At 72.2% G+C, this 14,540-nt stretch carries 9 protein-coding genes; 7 read left to right on the plus strand and 2 right to left on the minus strand.

The features are described 5' to 3' along the window. Positions 1 to 247: 247 nt before the first annotated feature. Both ACGFMP_RS14445 and ACGFMP_RS14450 read left to right on the plus strand, forming a co-directional pair. Entirely contained in the window at positions 248 to 3,238 is a 2,991-nt protein-coding gene (locus ACGFMP_RS14445; RefSeq protein WP_393672567.1) for an AAA family ATPase, read from the plus strand. After that, the gene (locus tag ACGFMP_RS14450; protein ID WP_393672568.1) at positions 3,231 to 4,598 is read left to right on the plus strand and encodes an MFS transporter; all 1,368 of its coding nucleotides are present in this window, start codon (positions 3,231 to 3,233) and stop codon (positions 4,596 to 4,598) included. The genes ACGFMP_RS14445 and ACGFMP_RS14450 overlap by 8 nt, the downstream gene beginning before the upstream one ends. A 76-nt stretch (positions 4,599 to 4,674) precedes the next feature. On the opposite strand, the gene ACGFMP_RS14455 is transcribed toward ACGFMP_RS14450, so the two are convergent. Next, entirely contained in the window at positions 4,675 to 6,135 is a 1,461-nt protein-coding gene (locus ACGFMP_RS14455) for a DUF692 family multinuclear iron-containing protein (protein ID WP_393672569.1), read from the minus strand. A 7-nt stretch (positions 6,136 to 6,142) separates the two neighbouring features. Further along, entirely contained in the window at positions 6,143 to 6,265 is a 123-nt protein-coding gene (locus ACGFMP_RS14460) for a hypothetical protein (RefSeq protein WP_393672570.1), read from the minus strand. 252 nt (positions 6,266 to 6,517) lie between these two features. On the opposite strand from ACGFMP_RS14460, the gene ACGFMP_RS14465 reads away from it, so the two are divergent. From ACGFMP_RS14465 to ACGFMP_RS14485, 5 genes are read left to right on the plus strand one after another with little or no spacing between them, the layout of a single operon-like run. Further along, entirely contained in the window at positions 6,518 to 9,058 is a 2,541-nt protein-coding gene (locus ACGFMP_RS14465; RefSeq protein ID WP_393672571.1) for a lantibiotic dehydratase, read from the plus strand. Beyond that, on the plus strand, positions 9,055 to 9,951 hold the full coding sequence (locus ACGFMP_RS14470) for a PHP domain-containing protein (protein ID WP_393672572.1): 897 nt from the start codon (positions 9,055 to 9,057) through the stop codon (positions 9,949 to 9,951). Before ACGFMP_RS14465 ends, ACGFMP_RS14470 begins: the two co-directional genes overlap by 4 nt. A 50-nt stretch (positions 9,952 to 10,001) precedes the next feature. Beyond that, positions 10,002 to 12,542, plus strand: coding sequence for a lantibiotic dehydratase (locus ACGFMP_RS14475; protein WP_393672573.1), 2,541 nt, complete (start codon positions 10,002 to 10,004; stop codon positions 12,540 to 12,542). After that, positions 12,539 to 13,810, plus strand: a complete 1,272-nt coding sequence (locus ACGFMP_RS14480; RefSeq protein ID WP_393672574.1) for an MFS transporter — start codon at positions 12,539 to 12,541, stop codon at positions 13,808 to 13,810. Before ACGFMP_RS14475 ends, ACGFMP_RS14480 begins: the two co-directional genes overlap by 4 nt. Beyond that, entirely contained in the window at positions 13,807 to 14,535 is a 729-nt protein-coding gene (locus ACGFMP_RS14485) for a methyltransferase domain-containing protein (RefSeq protein WP_393672576.1), read from the plus strand. Before ACGFMP_RS14480 ends, ACGFMP_RS14485 begins: the two co-directional genes overlap by 4 nt. The last annotated feature ends 5 nt before the right edge of the window (positions 14,536 to 14,540 follow it).

The following is a 14,540-nucleotide window of genomic DNA, read 5'->3' on the forward strand; positions in this document are numbered from 1 at the left end:
CGCAAAGGTGGCGCCGGACCCGTGCGTTGTAACCCGCCGGTCTATCGGTAGTGCGAGGACCCGCGGGCGGGTCGGCCGCGGCCGGAAGGCCGGGAGAGCCCCCCGCCACATCGTTCCGGCAACGAGGAGGGCGCATGATGTCTGCCGACGAGCCGGCGACACCCAGACCTGCGAGACGCGGGCGCGTCACGCCGAGGCCCGTCGCGGCCATGCCGGCGGCGGTCGCGCCAGGACCCGGGCAGCGGCTGTGGGCACGGTGATCGACGGCCGCCATCAGCTCGCGCGGCTGGTGGTCGACGGTCGACATACCGTGGCCGGCCCCGGCAGGGACGCCGGGTCTGCTCGCGTCGTCGGGCACGAGCGGCAACTGGCCGCGCTCGACGCCGCCCTGGACCGGATGGCCGAGCCGGACGGCCCGCCCGCGGAGGCGTGTGTGATCCAGGGCGAGCCGGGCGTCGGTAAGACCACTTTGTGGAGTCATGCGGCCAGGCAGGCACGTGAGCGGGGCTTCGAGGTGCTGTCGTGCCGGCTGGGCGAGTCCGAGAGGCACTTCCCCTTCGCCGGACTGACCGATCTGGTCGAGACCGTTCCGGACGCCGCGTTCCACGGACTGCCGGCACCGCAACGCCAAGCCTTGCGAGCGGCCCTGCTGCGCACCCCGGCAGCCGGGACCCCGCCCGACCCGCACGCCGTGAGCCTGGCCGTTCTGGGCGTCGTCCGGGTCCTTGAGGCGCAAGGCCCCGTCCTGCTGGCCGTCGACGACGCCCAGTGGCTGGACGGCGCCACGGCGAACGTGCTGAGCTACGTGGCCCGGCGGTGCGGTGGTGCCAGGGTCGGACTGCTGGTGGCCGTCAGGACCGGTGACCGCGTCGCCGATCCGCTGCGGTCCGAGCTCGAGCGGGCGGTCGGTCCCGATCGTCTGCGGCGCATCACCCTCGGCCGGATGGACCCGAGCGACCTGCGCCGGCTCGTGCAAGCGCGTACGGGGGTCTGCCTGGCCACGCCCGAACTGCTGCGGCTGAACGAGGCGTGCGCGGGAATCCCCTCCCTGGCGCTGGAGATCATGCGCGCGCTGGAACTCGATCCCGCGGCCGGGCCCTCGGTCGACAGGACCCGGTTCCGCGAGCCCGACTGGGCCCTGCCGGTGCCGAACGTCCATCGTCGCGCGGCCGCGGAACACGTCGGACGGCTTTCCGCCGACGTGCGCGACGTCCTGCTGATCGCGGCCGCCCTGCCCTCCCCGACCACCGCGTCGATCCGTGCCGTGCTCGGCCTCGCGGACCAGGCCGTCCCCGCGCTCGACGAGGCCGAGGAAGCGGGCGTGCTCCAAGTCGACGACGGACGGGTGACGTTCACCCACCCGCTGTTCGCGTCGGCTGTGTACGCGGCGGCGGCCGGAGAGCGGCGCCGCGCCCTGCACGCGCGGCTGGCGGACGTGGCCACGGACCTCGACCAACGCGCATGGCATCTTGCCTTCGCTGTCGACGGGCCGTGCGGAAAGGTCGCCGACATCGTGGATCACGCCGCCGCACAGGCCCAGGCACGTGGCATGCCGGCGCGGGCCGCCGACCTGTGGAGCCTGTCGAGTCGCCGCACCCCGCCGGAGGATCCACGCCGGCTCGAGCGCGCGGTCTCGGCTGCCGAGTGCCGCTTCTACGCCGGTGACGGAACGGGCGCCCGCCACATGCTGGAGAGGGCGGTCTCGGACATGCCGCCAGGGCACCGGCGGGCCCGCGCGCTGCTGCGGCTCGCACCGGTGGTCTTCCACGACGGCGGCCCCGAGGAGGCCGTCGCGGTGCTCCACGCCGCGCTGCGGGAGGCCGCGGGCGACCGGTCGTTGACCGGGATGGTGCACCTGCGCATCGCCTGGCTCGCTGACTTCGACACCGGATTGCAACTGGCCGGCGCCGAGGCGGCCCAGCGGCTGCTGGCAGGTGAGGCCGACGCCGAGGCACGGGCCTGCGCGCTGCTCGCGGCGGCCTACTTCGGGTTCCAGGCCGGCCGGGCGCCCGACCACGCGGCGATGGAGCGGGGACGGCGTCTGCTGCCCGCGCGGGACTTCTCCTGGGACGGCGCGTCCGCCCGTGCCGTGCTCAGCCTCTGGCAGATGAGTTTCGACCCGCTTCGCGCCCGCGCGGACCTGCGGGCCGCATACCGGCGCGCGCACGAGGTCGGCGACGAGTCCCTGATACCGCGTCTGCTGCTCCACCTTGCCGAGCTCGAATGCCGGCTCGGTGACACGGACCTCGCGGCCCGCCATGCGGCCGAGGCGACCGAGACCGCCCGGCAGACGGGTCAAGGGCGCTACCGCAGCCGTGCGCTCCATGCGACGGCGCTGGTCGCCGCGTACCAGGGAGACCTGCGCAGGGCTGCGGCGGACGCCACGGAGGGTCTCGCGCTCGCGGGGGCGCCCGAGGACCCGGCGGCGTCCGTCCTGCACCTGTCGGTGCTCGGCTTCGTGGAGCTCTCACTCGGCCGTCCCGGCGAAGCCGACCGCCATCTGACGCGGGCCTTCGACCTGGTCGAGGCGATGGGTATGAGCGAGCCGGCTCGCTACCACTTCTTCGCGGACCAGGTCGAGGTGTGCCTCCAACTCGGAGAGCTGCGCCGGGCCGAGGCCCTGGTCGTCCGGCTCGAGCGGCGCGCGGGCGTGTCCCGGTACCCGTATCTGGAGTGCACGGCCGCACGCAGTCGCGCCCTGCTCGCGCTGGCACTGGCGGATCCCGACGGCGCCCTCGCGGCGGTCGAGGCCGCGGTACGGGCGCACGCCGAGCTGCCCATGCCGTTCGAGCTGGCCCGGACGCAACTGGTCCAGGCCCAGGTCCTGCGACGGGTGAAGCGGAAGCGGGCGGCGCACACCGCGCTGGGGCAGGCTCACGCCACGTTCGTCCGGTTCGGCGCCGCGACATGGGCGGAGCGTGCGACGGCAGAGCTGCGGAGCCTGGGAATGCGCCGTAACTCCCCGACAGAACTGACGGCCGCCGAGAAGCGGGTGGCGGACCTGGTGACGGAAGGCCGCACCAACGACGAGGTCGCCTCCGCCCTGTTCCTCAGCCGGCGCACCGTCGAAGCGCACCTGGGGCGTATCTACCGGAAGATCGGCGTCCGATCCAGAACCGAGCTGGCCAGGGCACTGAGCGGAGCCGGCGAGACCGGGCCGGCTCGGCGCGGGGCAACGTTAGGGGGTTACCCGGATGCCTCCACGGCGAAGGGCCGCGAGGCTGACGCCTGTGACTGACAGCGATACCAGCCCTTCCCCGCAGCGGCCTCCGAGCGGTGACGGCCCCCGGCCCGCGGTCCCCGAGGATCCCAAGGGCCCTCATCGGGAGGCGCGGCTGCCGCCGTTGTGGCGCAACCGGGACTACAACCTCTGGTGGTCCGGCACCGCGGTGTCCGGGCTCGGCACCCACGTCTCCGCGCTGGCCTTCCCCCTGCTGATCCTGGCCGTCACCGGGTCCGCGGCCGACGCCGGGATCGCGGCCACCTGCGAGGCCGCCGGCCGGGTCGCGGCCCTGCTGCCCGCCGGAGTGGTCGCCGACCGCCACCCGAGGCGTGCCCTGCTGGCTGGAGCCTCGCTGGTCCAGTCGGCGACCATGGGTGGGGTCTTCTGGGCCGTGGCCGCCGGTCGTCCCGGACTGCCGCTGATCGCCGCCTTGGCACTGGCCCAGGGCGTGGCCGCGGCGGCGTTCGCCGGCGCGGCGGCGCCGATCGTGCGACGCATCGTCCCCGCACCGCAGCTCAAGGCCGCCTACGCCCGGGTCCAGGCACGCGACTTCGGCGCCCAGCTCGCCGGGGCGCCGCTGGGGGCCACTCTGTTCACGATGGCACGGTGGGCTCCGTTCCTCGCCGACGCCCTCTCGTTCGGCGCCGTGACGCTCGCCTGCCTCTTCGTCCGGACCCCCCTGGGACCGGACACCGCCGGGCGGACTGCCGTGCGCCCCCCACTGCTGCGTGATCTCCTCACCGGGCTGGCATGTATCCGGAGCAATCCGTTCCTGAGATACGCGATGCTGTGGTCCGCTGTGACCAACATGCTCCTGGCCGGGCTCGGCTTCATGTTCATCGTGACGCTGCGCGGCCACGGCGCCCCGCCCTCGACGATCGGCGGGGCCGAGGCACTGGCATCGGCGTGTGCCCTGGGAGGCGCCCTCGCCGCCGGACAGGTCGTCCAGCGCGTGTCCGGCCACCGCATCATCCTGATCGTGTCCTGGATGGTGGCGGCCGGCGTCGGCAGCCTCGTCCTGCTGGCGTCCCGGCCCTGGCTGGCCGCCCTGTGCCTGGGCGCCAGCCTCGTACTCGTCACGCCGCTCAACGTCGTTTTCACCACCGGCGTGATGGCGAACGTCCCGGACGCGACGACCGCGCGCGTGCTGACAACGATGGGCACGGCCGCCCAGTCCTTCGCCTGGCTCGCTCCCGCCGCGAGCGGGGCGCTGGCAGACGCCTTCGGGGTCGACGCCCCCATCCTCGCCATCGCGGTGGGTCTGGCCCTTCTGGCCGTCGCCAACCATGCCGTCCCCGCCGTCCGCCGGCTGGGCGCGGGGCCGGAAGGAAGCGGGGAAGCGGCACCGGACGCCCCGCAGGGTAAGGAGCGCTGACCGGTGAGGCCGGGGACGCGGGCGGTGGTGTCGACCGTCGCCGCGGTCCCCGGCCTCGCGGAACGCAAGGCGGCGATCAGGGGACGACCGTGACCTCGTACTCCCCCGGCCCGGCGAACGTGGGTTCCCGGTACTGCCTCAGCGCCGCCAGGAGGGCGGTGGGCTCGCAGCTGAAGACGACGCTCTCCGCGACGCCTGTCGCCCGCACGCGCGCCGCGGCCACCTCGTAGGCCGCGACTTCTCGCAGGTGGGGAGTCGCGTCCTGGGCACGGATGAAGGCAAGGAAGTCGTCCAGTTCCTCCGACGCGAAGCGACGCGGCGGGTAGCCCGCCCAGAAGGCGCTCATCATGGCCAGAAAACCCTCCTCACCGACCGCGAACATGATCAGACGGAAGGTGAGGGGAAGCGTCTCGACGACGAGGACGCTGCGGAAGGACGCCACGATACGACGGATGACCGGCAGGCTCCTGTCCTGGGACAGGGCTGCGGCGGCCTCGGATACCGGGCCGGCCCCGGGCCCGGACGCCGAGCCGGCTTCCCCGATGACCAGCGCGCCGAGGAGCGATTCCCATGCGGCCGGATCCGGGAGGGCGGTCGCGGGGCCCTGGCAGGGCGGGCCGTCGGCCGCGACGATCCGCTCGCGAGCCGACGGCTGCGGCCCGTTCCGCACGGCTCGGGCACGGTCCCACAAGTCCCTGACACGGTGCAGTTGTTCCACACCCTCGGCAGGAGTGAAGCGGCCACGGGCGATGTGCTCGGGCATCACCTCGAAGATGACCGCGCCGAGGTTCGGCAAGGCCGGAAGCACCTGCTCGGCCAGCTCGTACACCTCCTCTGGCGGCGCCCCGCCGTGGCTGTCGAGCCACAGTCCGTCGGACATGACCCCTCCGGCGAGGTGGACCTCCCACACCCGCTCCAGCGGGAGTTCGCCGACGGCGTCCAGGACCGCCTGGCGTCCGTTGCGCTGGTTGCACAGCAGGTTGTGCAGATCCAGCAGGATGCCGCAGTCGGCCTCCTCCGCGACGGCGGCGAAGAACTCGCCGTCGCGCATCTCACCGCGCTGCGGCCGGAGGTAGTTGACACCGGTCTCGAAGGCGAAGGGGACCGGGAGCAGGTCCTGGACGGCCCGGATGTTGGCGGCGGCCACGGACACGGCCAGCGGGCTCTGGACCGGCGGCAGCAGGAAACCGCCGAAGCGGCCGGCCGCCGAACCCCGGCCGGGCAACTCGTTGAAGCTGAGGTGCTCGCTGGCCCAGGGGCTCCCACTGCGGACGACTGCCTCGACATAGGGCGCGAGGTCTTGCTCGCCGGGCCGGACGGTGCCGCCGACCGGGAAGCCGACGCCGTGGATCAGGAACGGCTTGCCCAGGGCGGCGGCCATGGCGAACGAGGATTGGTGCAACCGGTAGCGTCCGTCGCCTTCGCGGAACAGCTGCGGTTCGACTTCCACGACGTCGATCAGGTCGCCCCCGGCCTGGAACAAGGGTTCCAGGCCGGGGATGTAGACCGTCCCGACGCCGAGCGCGGGCGGGGTCATCGGTGGATCAGCGGCCGGTCGCCGCGTGGAAGTCGGCGAGGGCGTCCTCCAGCAGGCAGTTGCTGCCGGACGCGCAGCCGATGCAGATGATGCCGATCTGCGGAGGTGCGTCGACGGTCACCTTGTTCATGTGCACTCCTTCTGACGGCCCGTCGTACGACGGGCGGGATGCGGGGCCATGTGTCGCCCCCTTCCATCAATAGCGTCGGGAGTTACACCCACGGGGTGCCCGGCGGGCGGGGCGGCACGCACACGAGCCACCAGGGCGGCGCCGGCGGGCGGGCTCACACCACATGAGCACCGCCTGCTCTAGGCGCCCGGTTCACCGCCACATGAGAATCGCCTTTCCGTGACCGCATTCGCTCCACACCGAGGTGACAACGTGGACGCCACGCCCGTCGAGTGGTCGTTGAGCCCTGTCGCGCTGTTGCGCTACGCGGGCTTCCCCTTCGGGCTCCTGGACCCCCTCGCGGAGCCGGAGTTGGCGGCGGGCTTCGACCTGCTGCTCGATCAGACGCGTCTGCTGGCGGAACATGCTGACGCGCTCAAGGCCGCGATCCGGGCCCACGAACACGGCGGTGAGGGGGCGACCGCCTCGTACGTCGGAATGCTCAGGTCGCTCACGGATCCCGTCCTGGCGAAGGTGCTCACGGTGCTCCCGGAACCGCAGCGGGCTCTGGCACTCCGCTACCAGGCGGCCGCCGTTCGTCTCGACGCCGCCTGGCAGGCCCGGGTCCGCGAGCACGACGAGGCGCTGGAGCGCGCCCGCCGCCAGGTCATCTCGCTGTTCGCGGCACCCGAGCTCAGGGAGGTGCTGCTGCTGTCCAACGACGCCCGGTACGCGGAGTTCGAGGCGTGGCTCGATCGGGCGGAGGAGAGCTCACCCGGTCATCGACGGCGTATGACCGACCTGCTGGCCATGTACCTCCAGCGGGTGGCGACCAAGAACGAGAGTCATTCGCACTTCGGTCCGATATCGGTCGCACGGTTCGAGCCGGGGCCCGGAGGCGCCGACTGGCGGCCCGGGCCCGTGGAGCGGCGCAGTTTCTGGTCCCACTGGGCAGGCGAGGAACTGGCCGCGGACTTCAGCCGCCGGCCGGCGATCCGGGACCGGGTGTGTCCGCGGCGCCGTCCACTGGCCCTGGACCAGCGCGGCGAGCTCAGGCTGTTCGCCTCGACGACGGCCACCGGGACGGCCGATGGATGGACGTTCGTCGAGCAGGACCGATGTGTCCTGTCTGAGGACCAGCTCTGGTTGTGGGAGCGCTGTGACGGCGCGACGAGCATCGCGGACCTGCGCAGAGCCTGGACCCTGCGCGGCGGGTCGCCGTCGACGCGCTGCTTCGAGGCTGTCGTGTCAGGCCTGGCGGAGTCCGGGTGGATCGTCGACCGCTGGGAGATCCCGGTCGGCGCACCCGATCCCTTGCGAGTGCTCGACTCGCTGCTCACCGGTGCGGGGCAGGAGAACAGTCCGGAAGCGGCAACCGTCCGCCGCATGAAGGAGGGGCTGGCGGCGTTCTCACTCGCGCCGCACGCGTCGCGCGCCCGGCAGCTCGCCGAGATCAAGGAAGACTTCCAGGCCGCCACCGGCACCGCGCCCAACCGGTCCCGTGGCCGGCACTACGCGGACCGCAGCGTCCTCTACGAAGAAGCACTGGGCCCGGTGCGCGGACTGACCCTGGGCAGCCAGATCGCCCAGGCCGTCACCACGGAGCTGTCAGCGGTGTTCGACCTGGTCCTGCTGTCCCCGCGCCTGCGGATCCGCAGGGAGACGGAGATCCTCGGCCGCTGGATGAGCCGGCGCTTCGGCGCCGGCACCGAGATCCCGCTCCAGGACTTCTACGAGGGGTTCTTCGCCGACAAGCCGGTCCTGGCCGACGCATGCCGCCTGGTCGACGAGGAGGTCGGCGCACTCGACCGGGAGGTCACCGCCTCGCTGCTCGGGTCCGCCGACCGCGCCGTGCACGAGGTTCTGGTCGACCGGGCTGACCTCGACGAGTTGATCGCCCGGTACCCGAACACTCCTGCGGCACTGTGCAACCCCGACGTCATGATCGCCGCGGGAAGCGCCGCCGACCTGGAGGACGGGCGGTTCCGCCTCGTCGTCGGCGACTGCCACGCCGTACGGGACGTCCTCACGCATTCGAGTTTCGCGCCGCTCATCCAGGAGATCGCCCCCGACCTGGTCAGCGGCATCCACGCACGCTACCGCTCCCTCCTCGACCCCGACGAGATCCTGCTCGACCTGTCCCGGTCGCATCTGGACAAGACAGGCGCCGCGCTCCAGCACCCCTGCCCCGACCTCGAGGTCTTCGGGCTGTCGCCGAAGCCCCGCGACCAGGTGATCCACCCCTCCGCGCTCTTCCTCGTCGTCCGCGCAGGACGCCCGGAGTTGCGGGTGCGTCCTGACGGGCGGCGGGTCCGGCTGATGGCACCGCTGGCCGGCGGTACCGGCATCCGTCAGGATCCGCTGTCCCCGTTCGCCTTCCCGCGCCACTACGGGGGCGTGGGCATCGGCGCACTCGACCACGGCCACCTGCCCCGCATCCGCTGCGGCCGCGTCGTCCTGCATCGGGAGCGCTGGCGGATCGCGTCCGCCGCCCTGAGCGGCTGGAGTCCCGGAGCCCACAGCGCGCGCGGCGGTGCGGCCGAGTACGCCGCCGCACGCCGGCTGTGCAGGGACCTCGACCTGCCACGGCACGGGTTCGCGAAGATCCCGGGCGAGCCCAAGCCCGTGTACGTCGACTGGGAGTCCCCGCTGCTGGTACGCCAGCTTTTCCGCCTTGCCCGCGGGACGGCGGGCACGGTGGAGTTCTCGGAGATGCTTCCCGGCCCCGACGAGCTCTGGCTGGACATCGACGGTGCACCGCGCACCAGCGAGCTGCGCTGTGCGGTCTTCTCCGGAGGTCCGACCGCGCCGTGACATCTGCCCGGGAGCCGTGGGGAGCAAGCGGCATCGACCTGCATCTGCACAGCACGGTCTCCGATGGGTCACTGACCCCCGGCCGGCTGGCCGAGATGGCGGCGGCGCGCGGTGTCGCCGTGGCAGCCTGCACCGACCATGACAGCTTCGCGGGGTGTGACGATTTCCGTGCGGCCTTCGAAGGACTCGGCGGCAGGGCGATCGTCGGCTGCGAGATCAGCGCCACCTGGAACGGTCACGAGGTCCACTGCCTGGTCTACGCCACGTCCCGGGCGGAACTCGTGGCTCGGGTCCAAGCCCACCATGCGCGCCGGCTGGCCTGGTTCCACCAGTCGGTGGATGTCGTCGCCGAGGCCGGGATCCCGCTGACGCGCGCAGCTGTGGAGTCCGCGGTGGGACCGAACCGCGTGCCGTACTACGGCGTCTTCCTGCGGCTGTTCCTGGAAGCCGCCAGGGGGGATCCGCGCTTCGCCGGCCATCGGCCGGACGATCTCATGGCCGTCCAGAGACAGTGGTTCGAGCCCGGCCGCCCTTTCCACGTCGAAGAACCCTCCAGGCCGCACCTGACGGACGTCCTGGGCTGGGCGCGGGACGCGGGTGGTGTCCCGGTGCTCGCCCACGCTGCCGGTGTCCTGTTGAGCGCCTCCGACCCGCGCGCCGAGCTGCGCTCGCTGCGGGACGCGGGCCTGGCCGGGCTCGAGGTCTGGACCACCTGGCACGACGCGGCACACGTCGAGGCCCTGGCCGGGCTGTGCGCGGAACACCGCCTGGTCGCCACCGCGGGCTCGGACTTCCACGGCACCGACGTCAAGCCGTGGGCCACCGCACCTGGCCGCCTGCCGAGCGGCGGACCCGCTGCCGACGACCTGCTCACCCGCCTCCTCTCCGCGTGAGCGAGCCCGGGACACCACCGCCCCCACCTCCGGACACGAGAGAGTCATCCATGGACCTCCCCGCACCGACGACGGCGTCGCACTGGTCGCTCCTGCCTGTCGCGTTCCTCCGCCAGGCCGGGTATCCGCACGCGCGTCTCGACGTGCTTCGGGCCCGTTCACTGGCCCCCGCCGTCGCGGAGTGGGAGCAGGCCGCCCGCGATCTCGAGGCGGCCAGGCAGGACCTGCTCGGCGTCCTGTCGGGCAACGCCCCGCCGGCGCGGCTCGACGAAGCACGGACGAGGCTCGGCCAGGGGCGCAGGCCTCGTCCGCGCGACGTCCTGCTGCTGCGCGAGCTGACCCGGACGCGCCGGGCGGCGCGCGGCTGGGAGGCCGCCGAGGACCGCTGCCAAGCGGCGCAGGCCGCCTTCCGCGCCCGGTACGAGACGTCGGCGCAGGCCGGCCGGCTGAGCGTGGTCGACGCGTTCCGCGACGAAACGCTCCGGGACATGCTGCTCCTGTCGAACGACGCCGCTCACCGTCTCTTCATCCGCTGGCTGGACACGCGGCCCACCGAGTTCTCCGGATCGGCGCGTCAGCGCGTCGACACGCTGACGCGCTACCTGCAACGGGTCGCCACGAAGAACGAGACGCATTCGCACTTCGGGCCTTTCACACCCGGCCGGCTGGGAACGGGGCGCGGCCTCCGCCTGGGCCCTGCCACCACGCCGGTGCGCACCGTCTTCCTCAGCCACTGGGCTGCCCAGGCGATCGCGGACGTCGTGGCCACGCATCCGGCGTTCCGTGACCGGATCCGGCCCAGGCTGCATCCCCTCGTCTTCCTGGACGAGGATCGCGCCGTTCGCTACGACTTCACCTCCGGCGGGCCCGGCGATTTCGAGGGGTGGAGATTCCGCCGGGCGGACGAGCGGACACTGACCGAGACCGAGCGCTGGCTGCTCGGTCGCTGCGACGGCCGGACTCCCCTGGGAGCACTGCGACCGGCGTTCGACGAGTGGACCGGGGCCGTGCGGCCGTCCGGGCCGGCCGTTCTCGATGATCTGGTGCGGGACCTGGTGCGGGGGCAGTGGGTGAGTTCCGGTTTCGAGATCCCGACGGGGACGCCGTCCGCGGTGCACGACCTGCGAAAGCTGCTCGCCGAGGGTCTTGCCGACGCACCCGAGGCGCGGGTCTTGCTGGAGCGGGTCGAACACTTCCTCACGGCATTCGCCGATGCCGATCCCTCCCAGCGCCCTGCACTCCTCGACGATCTGAAGTCGCTCTTCGAGGCGTTCACCGGCTGCGCGGCCAACCGCGGCCACGGCCGCATCTACGCTGACCGCAGCATCGTGTTCGAGGAATGCCGCAGCGACCTCACCGGGTTCACCATCGGCACCGACATGGCGGACTTCCTCCGGGAGGAGCTGGCTCCGGCCTACGACCTGATGCTGATCGGGCCGCGCCTTCGCATGCGGCTCGAGTCCGGCATCCTGTACGACTGGTGCCGCGAGCGCTACGAGGTCGGCTCCGAGGTGCCGCTCTTCGACTTCTACGAGCGTTTCGCCGTCGACTCCGACGCCGTGGCCTCCGCGTGCGCGCAGGTCGACGTGCGGCTGGCGGAGGCCGGCGAGCGGATCTCCGCGCATCTGTACGGGGAGGACCTGGCCCGCCGGCGCGTGAAGGTGTCAGGCGCGAGCGTGCGCGCGCTGCTCAGCGCGTACCCCTCTTGGCCGTCCGCGGTGATCAACCCGGACGTCATGCTCGTCGCCTCCGGGGCCGACGCGCTCGCGACGGGCGCCTTCCAGGCCGTGATCGGGGACTGCCACGCCGTGCGCGACCTCCTGACCCACACGAGCGTCGCCCCCCTTCTCGCCGCGGAACAGCCGGACCTGCCGCGCCTGGTCGCAGACCACTACGCCCGCGTGGTCGACCCTGACGAGGACGTCGTCGATCTCGTCCGCGTGCACTCGTCCAAGACCTCCGCCCAGGTGCCGCTGCCCATGGCGGACCTGGAGCTCCTGGGGGTGTCGGGCAAGTCCCGCGAGGACGTGATCTCGCCTGCGGACATGTACATCCGCGTGACGTCCGCGCGGCTGGAACTTCGCGCCCGCGGCCGTCAGCGGCGGCTCAGGCTGCTGGCCGCCCCGGCCGGCTCGGCGAGCATCAGCGGCGATCCGCTGGCGGTGTTCGCCTTCCCGCGGTACTTCGGCGGCGGCACCCTGGCCCTCGGCGGACGTACCCACCTGCCGCGGCTCACCTGTGGGCGCGTCGTGCTTGCACGCGAACAGTGGTCGCTGCCCACCGCAGCGGTGGCGGCGCCGGGCAGGGGAGGAGACGACGCCGCCGACTTCGCCGGCCTGCAGAGGCTGCGGCTCGCAATGGGACTGCCCGACCAGCTCTTCGCCAAGGTCGGCTCCGAGCCGAAGCCGCTGTACGTGGACCTGGACTCCCCGCTGCTGGTCCGTCAGATGATGCGGATGGCCAGGGCGGACGGAGGCCGGATCCACCTCATGGAGATGCTTCCGGCGCCCGACCAGCTGTGGCTCGAAGTCGACGGCGCCCCTCACACCTCCGAACTGCGCTGCGCCCTCTTCTCCCGAGGCCGGCGATGACGGCGGATGTCGTGCCCGCGGCGCGGCCGCGGCGCAGGCGGACTGCGCTCGGCAGCGGCTTCCGGCGTACCTGGAGCGCGTCGGTCATCTCGGCTGCCGGCACCGGTGTGCACTTCGCGAGCTTTCCGCTCCTTGCGGCGCAGATCACCCACTCACCGGGAGAGCTGTCCCTGGTGACCGCCGTCGGCAGCCTGCCGTGGTTGCTCCTCGCCCTGCCGGCCGGGGCCGTCGTCGACCGGGGCGACCCCCGGCACGTCATGGTCGTCTCGGACGTCGGCCGGGCCGTCGTCCTGCTCCTGCTGACAGCGGCACTCGCCGAGCACCGGCTCGGACTTCCCGCGCTGGTCACCGCATCGGGGCTGCTCGGCGCGGGCGAGGTGTTCTTCGACTGCGCCTCGCTCGCCTTCCTTCCCCGTCTGGTCGCGGCTGCGGATCTGGAGAGCGCCAACGGCCGCTTGTACTCCGGCATGCAGGCGGGGCAGAACTTCGTCGGCCAACTTGTGGGAGGCGGCCTCTTCCGGCTGTCCAGAACGCTCCCCTTCCTCCTGAACGCACTGTCCTTCGTCACCTCCGCCGTACTGCTCCACGGCGTACGCGGCACGGAGCCCGCTCGCCGCGAGCGGCTTCCGGGCGGTTTCGGGCAGCAGATCGTCCACGGTGTCCGCATCTGCCTGGCGAACCGGCCGTTCGTCGCCCTGACCTTGATCTCCGCCCTGATGAACGCGATCTACCTGGGCGAGCTGGCGCTGCTGGTGCTCTTCTCCACCCGGGTACTCCACCTTCCGATCGCCTTCTACGGAACCCAACTGACGGCCCTGGCCGTGGGGGCGCTCCTCGGCGGGATGCTCACGCCACGGCTCCGCGACCGATTCGGCCGGCTGCGGCTGCTCGCCGTCGCCCCCATGGTCGTCGGCGCGACGTCGGTGGCGTTGGGCCTGTCCAGCACCTGGTACCCGGCCATCGCCGCGTTCCTCGTCATGGGCTCGGCCTCCATGGTGTGGAATGTCGTCGCCGTCTCGCTCCGCCAGACCCTGATGCCGGCAGACCTGATCGGCCGTGCCAACAGCGTGTACCGCCTCGTGTCCTGGGGGGCGATGCCCCTCGGCAGCGTCTGCTTCGGCCTCGCCGCGGCCGCATGGGGGCTGCGGGCCCCCTTCATCGCGGGCGGAGCACTCCTCGTCCTGGCAACGCTGCCGGCCGTACCCATTTTTCGCTCGCTCCGCGCCCTGCCCGACACGGGCCCCCACGAGAGACAGGCTGTGACATGACGGACCCCGTGCTGCTGACGCCGGTCGGTGACGGCATCATGGCCGACGACGCGCGCTGGACCTTCGGCGACGACGTCGCCGAGCATTTCGACGGCCACGTCAGCAAGAGCATTCCGCTCTACCAGGAGGGCCACGACCTGGTGGCGCAGCTCTCGGACTTCTTCGTCCGACCCACGTCGCGGGTGTACGAGATCGGCTGCTCGACCGCGACCCTGACGCTCGCGCTCGCCCGCCGCCACCGGGATCCGGGCATCCGCTTCGTGGCCGTGGACATAGAGCCGGCCATGGCCAAGGTCGCGCGGCAGCGTTGCGGCGTGGACACCAGGATCGCCGTGCTCGAGGCGGACGCCTGCACGATGGGCTTCGACCGCATGGAGTTCGTGGCGCTCTACTACACGCTGCAGTTCATGCCCCAGGACCAGAGGCACGACCTGCTCAGGCAGCTGTGCGCCGCCCTGCCCAGTGGCGGCGGCCTCGTGCTCTTCGAAAAAGTCAGATCGCCGACCCCGGTGCTCCAGGACCTCATGCAGCAGACGTACATGGAATACAAGATGGGCCGCGGCTACAGCCCCCTCGAGATCATCGGAAAGTCCCGCAGCCTGAAGGGCGTTCTGGATCCGCTGACCTCCGAGGAGAACACCGCCATGCTGCGCGCCGCGGGCTTCTCGCAGGTGATGACCGTTCAGAAGTACGTGTGTTTCGAAGGTTTTCTCGCCATCAAGTAAGGCAT

Origin of the sequence: Streptomyces sp. NPDC049040 (assembly GCF_043197715.1) — a bacterium.
Lineage (GTDB): Bacteria > Actinomycetota > Actinomycetes > Streptomycetales > Streptomycetaceae > Actinacidiphila.

Bases quoted from the DNA above. Each gene is read 5' to 3' on its own strand.
- ACGFMP_RS14485 (WP_393672576.1), top strand. From the start codon at position 13,807: ATGACGGACCCCGTGCTGCTGACGCCGGTCGGTGACGGCATCATGGCC.
- ACGFMP_RS14455 (WP_393672569.1), bottom strand. From the start codon at position 6,135: ATGACCCCGCCCGCGCTCGGCGTCGGGACGGTCTACATCCCCGGCCTG.
- ACGFMP_RS14460 (WP_393672570.1), bottom strand. From the start codon at position 6,265: ATGAACAAGGTGACCGTCGACGCACCTCCGCAGATCGGCATCATCTGC.
- ACGFMP_RS14480 (WP_393672574.1), top strand. From the start codon at position 12,539: ATGACGGCGGATGTCGTGCCCGCGGCGCGGCCGCGGCGCAGGCGGACT.
- ACGFMP_RS14475 (WP_393672573.1), top strand. From the start codon at position 10,002: ATGGACCTCCCCGCACCGACGACGGCGTCGCACTGGTCGCTCCTGCCT.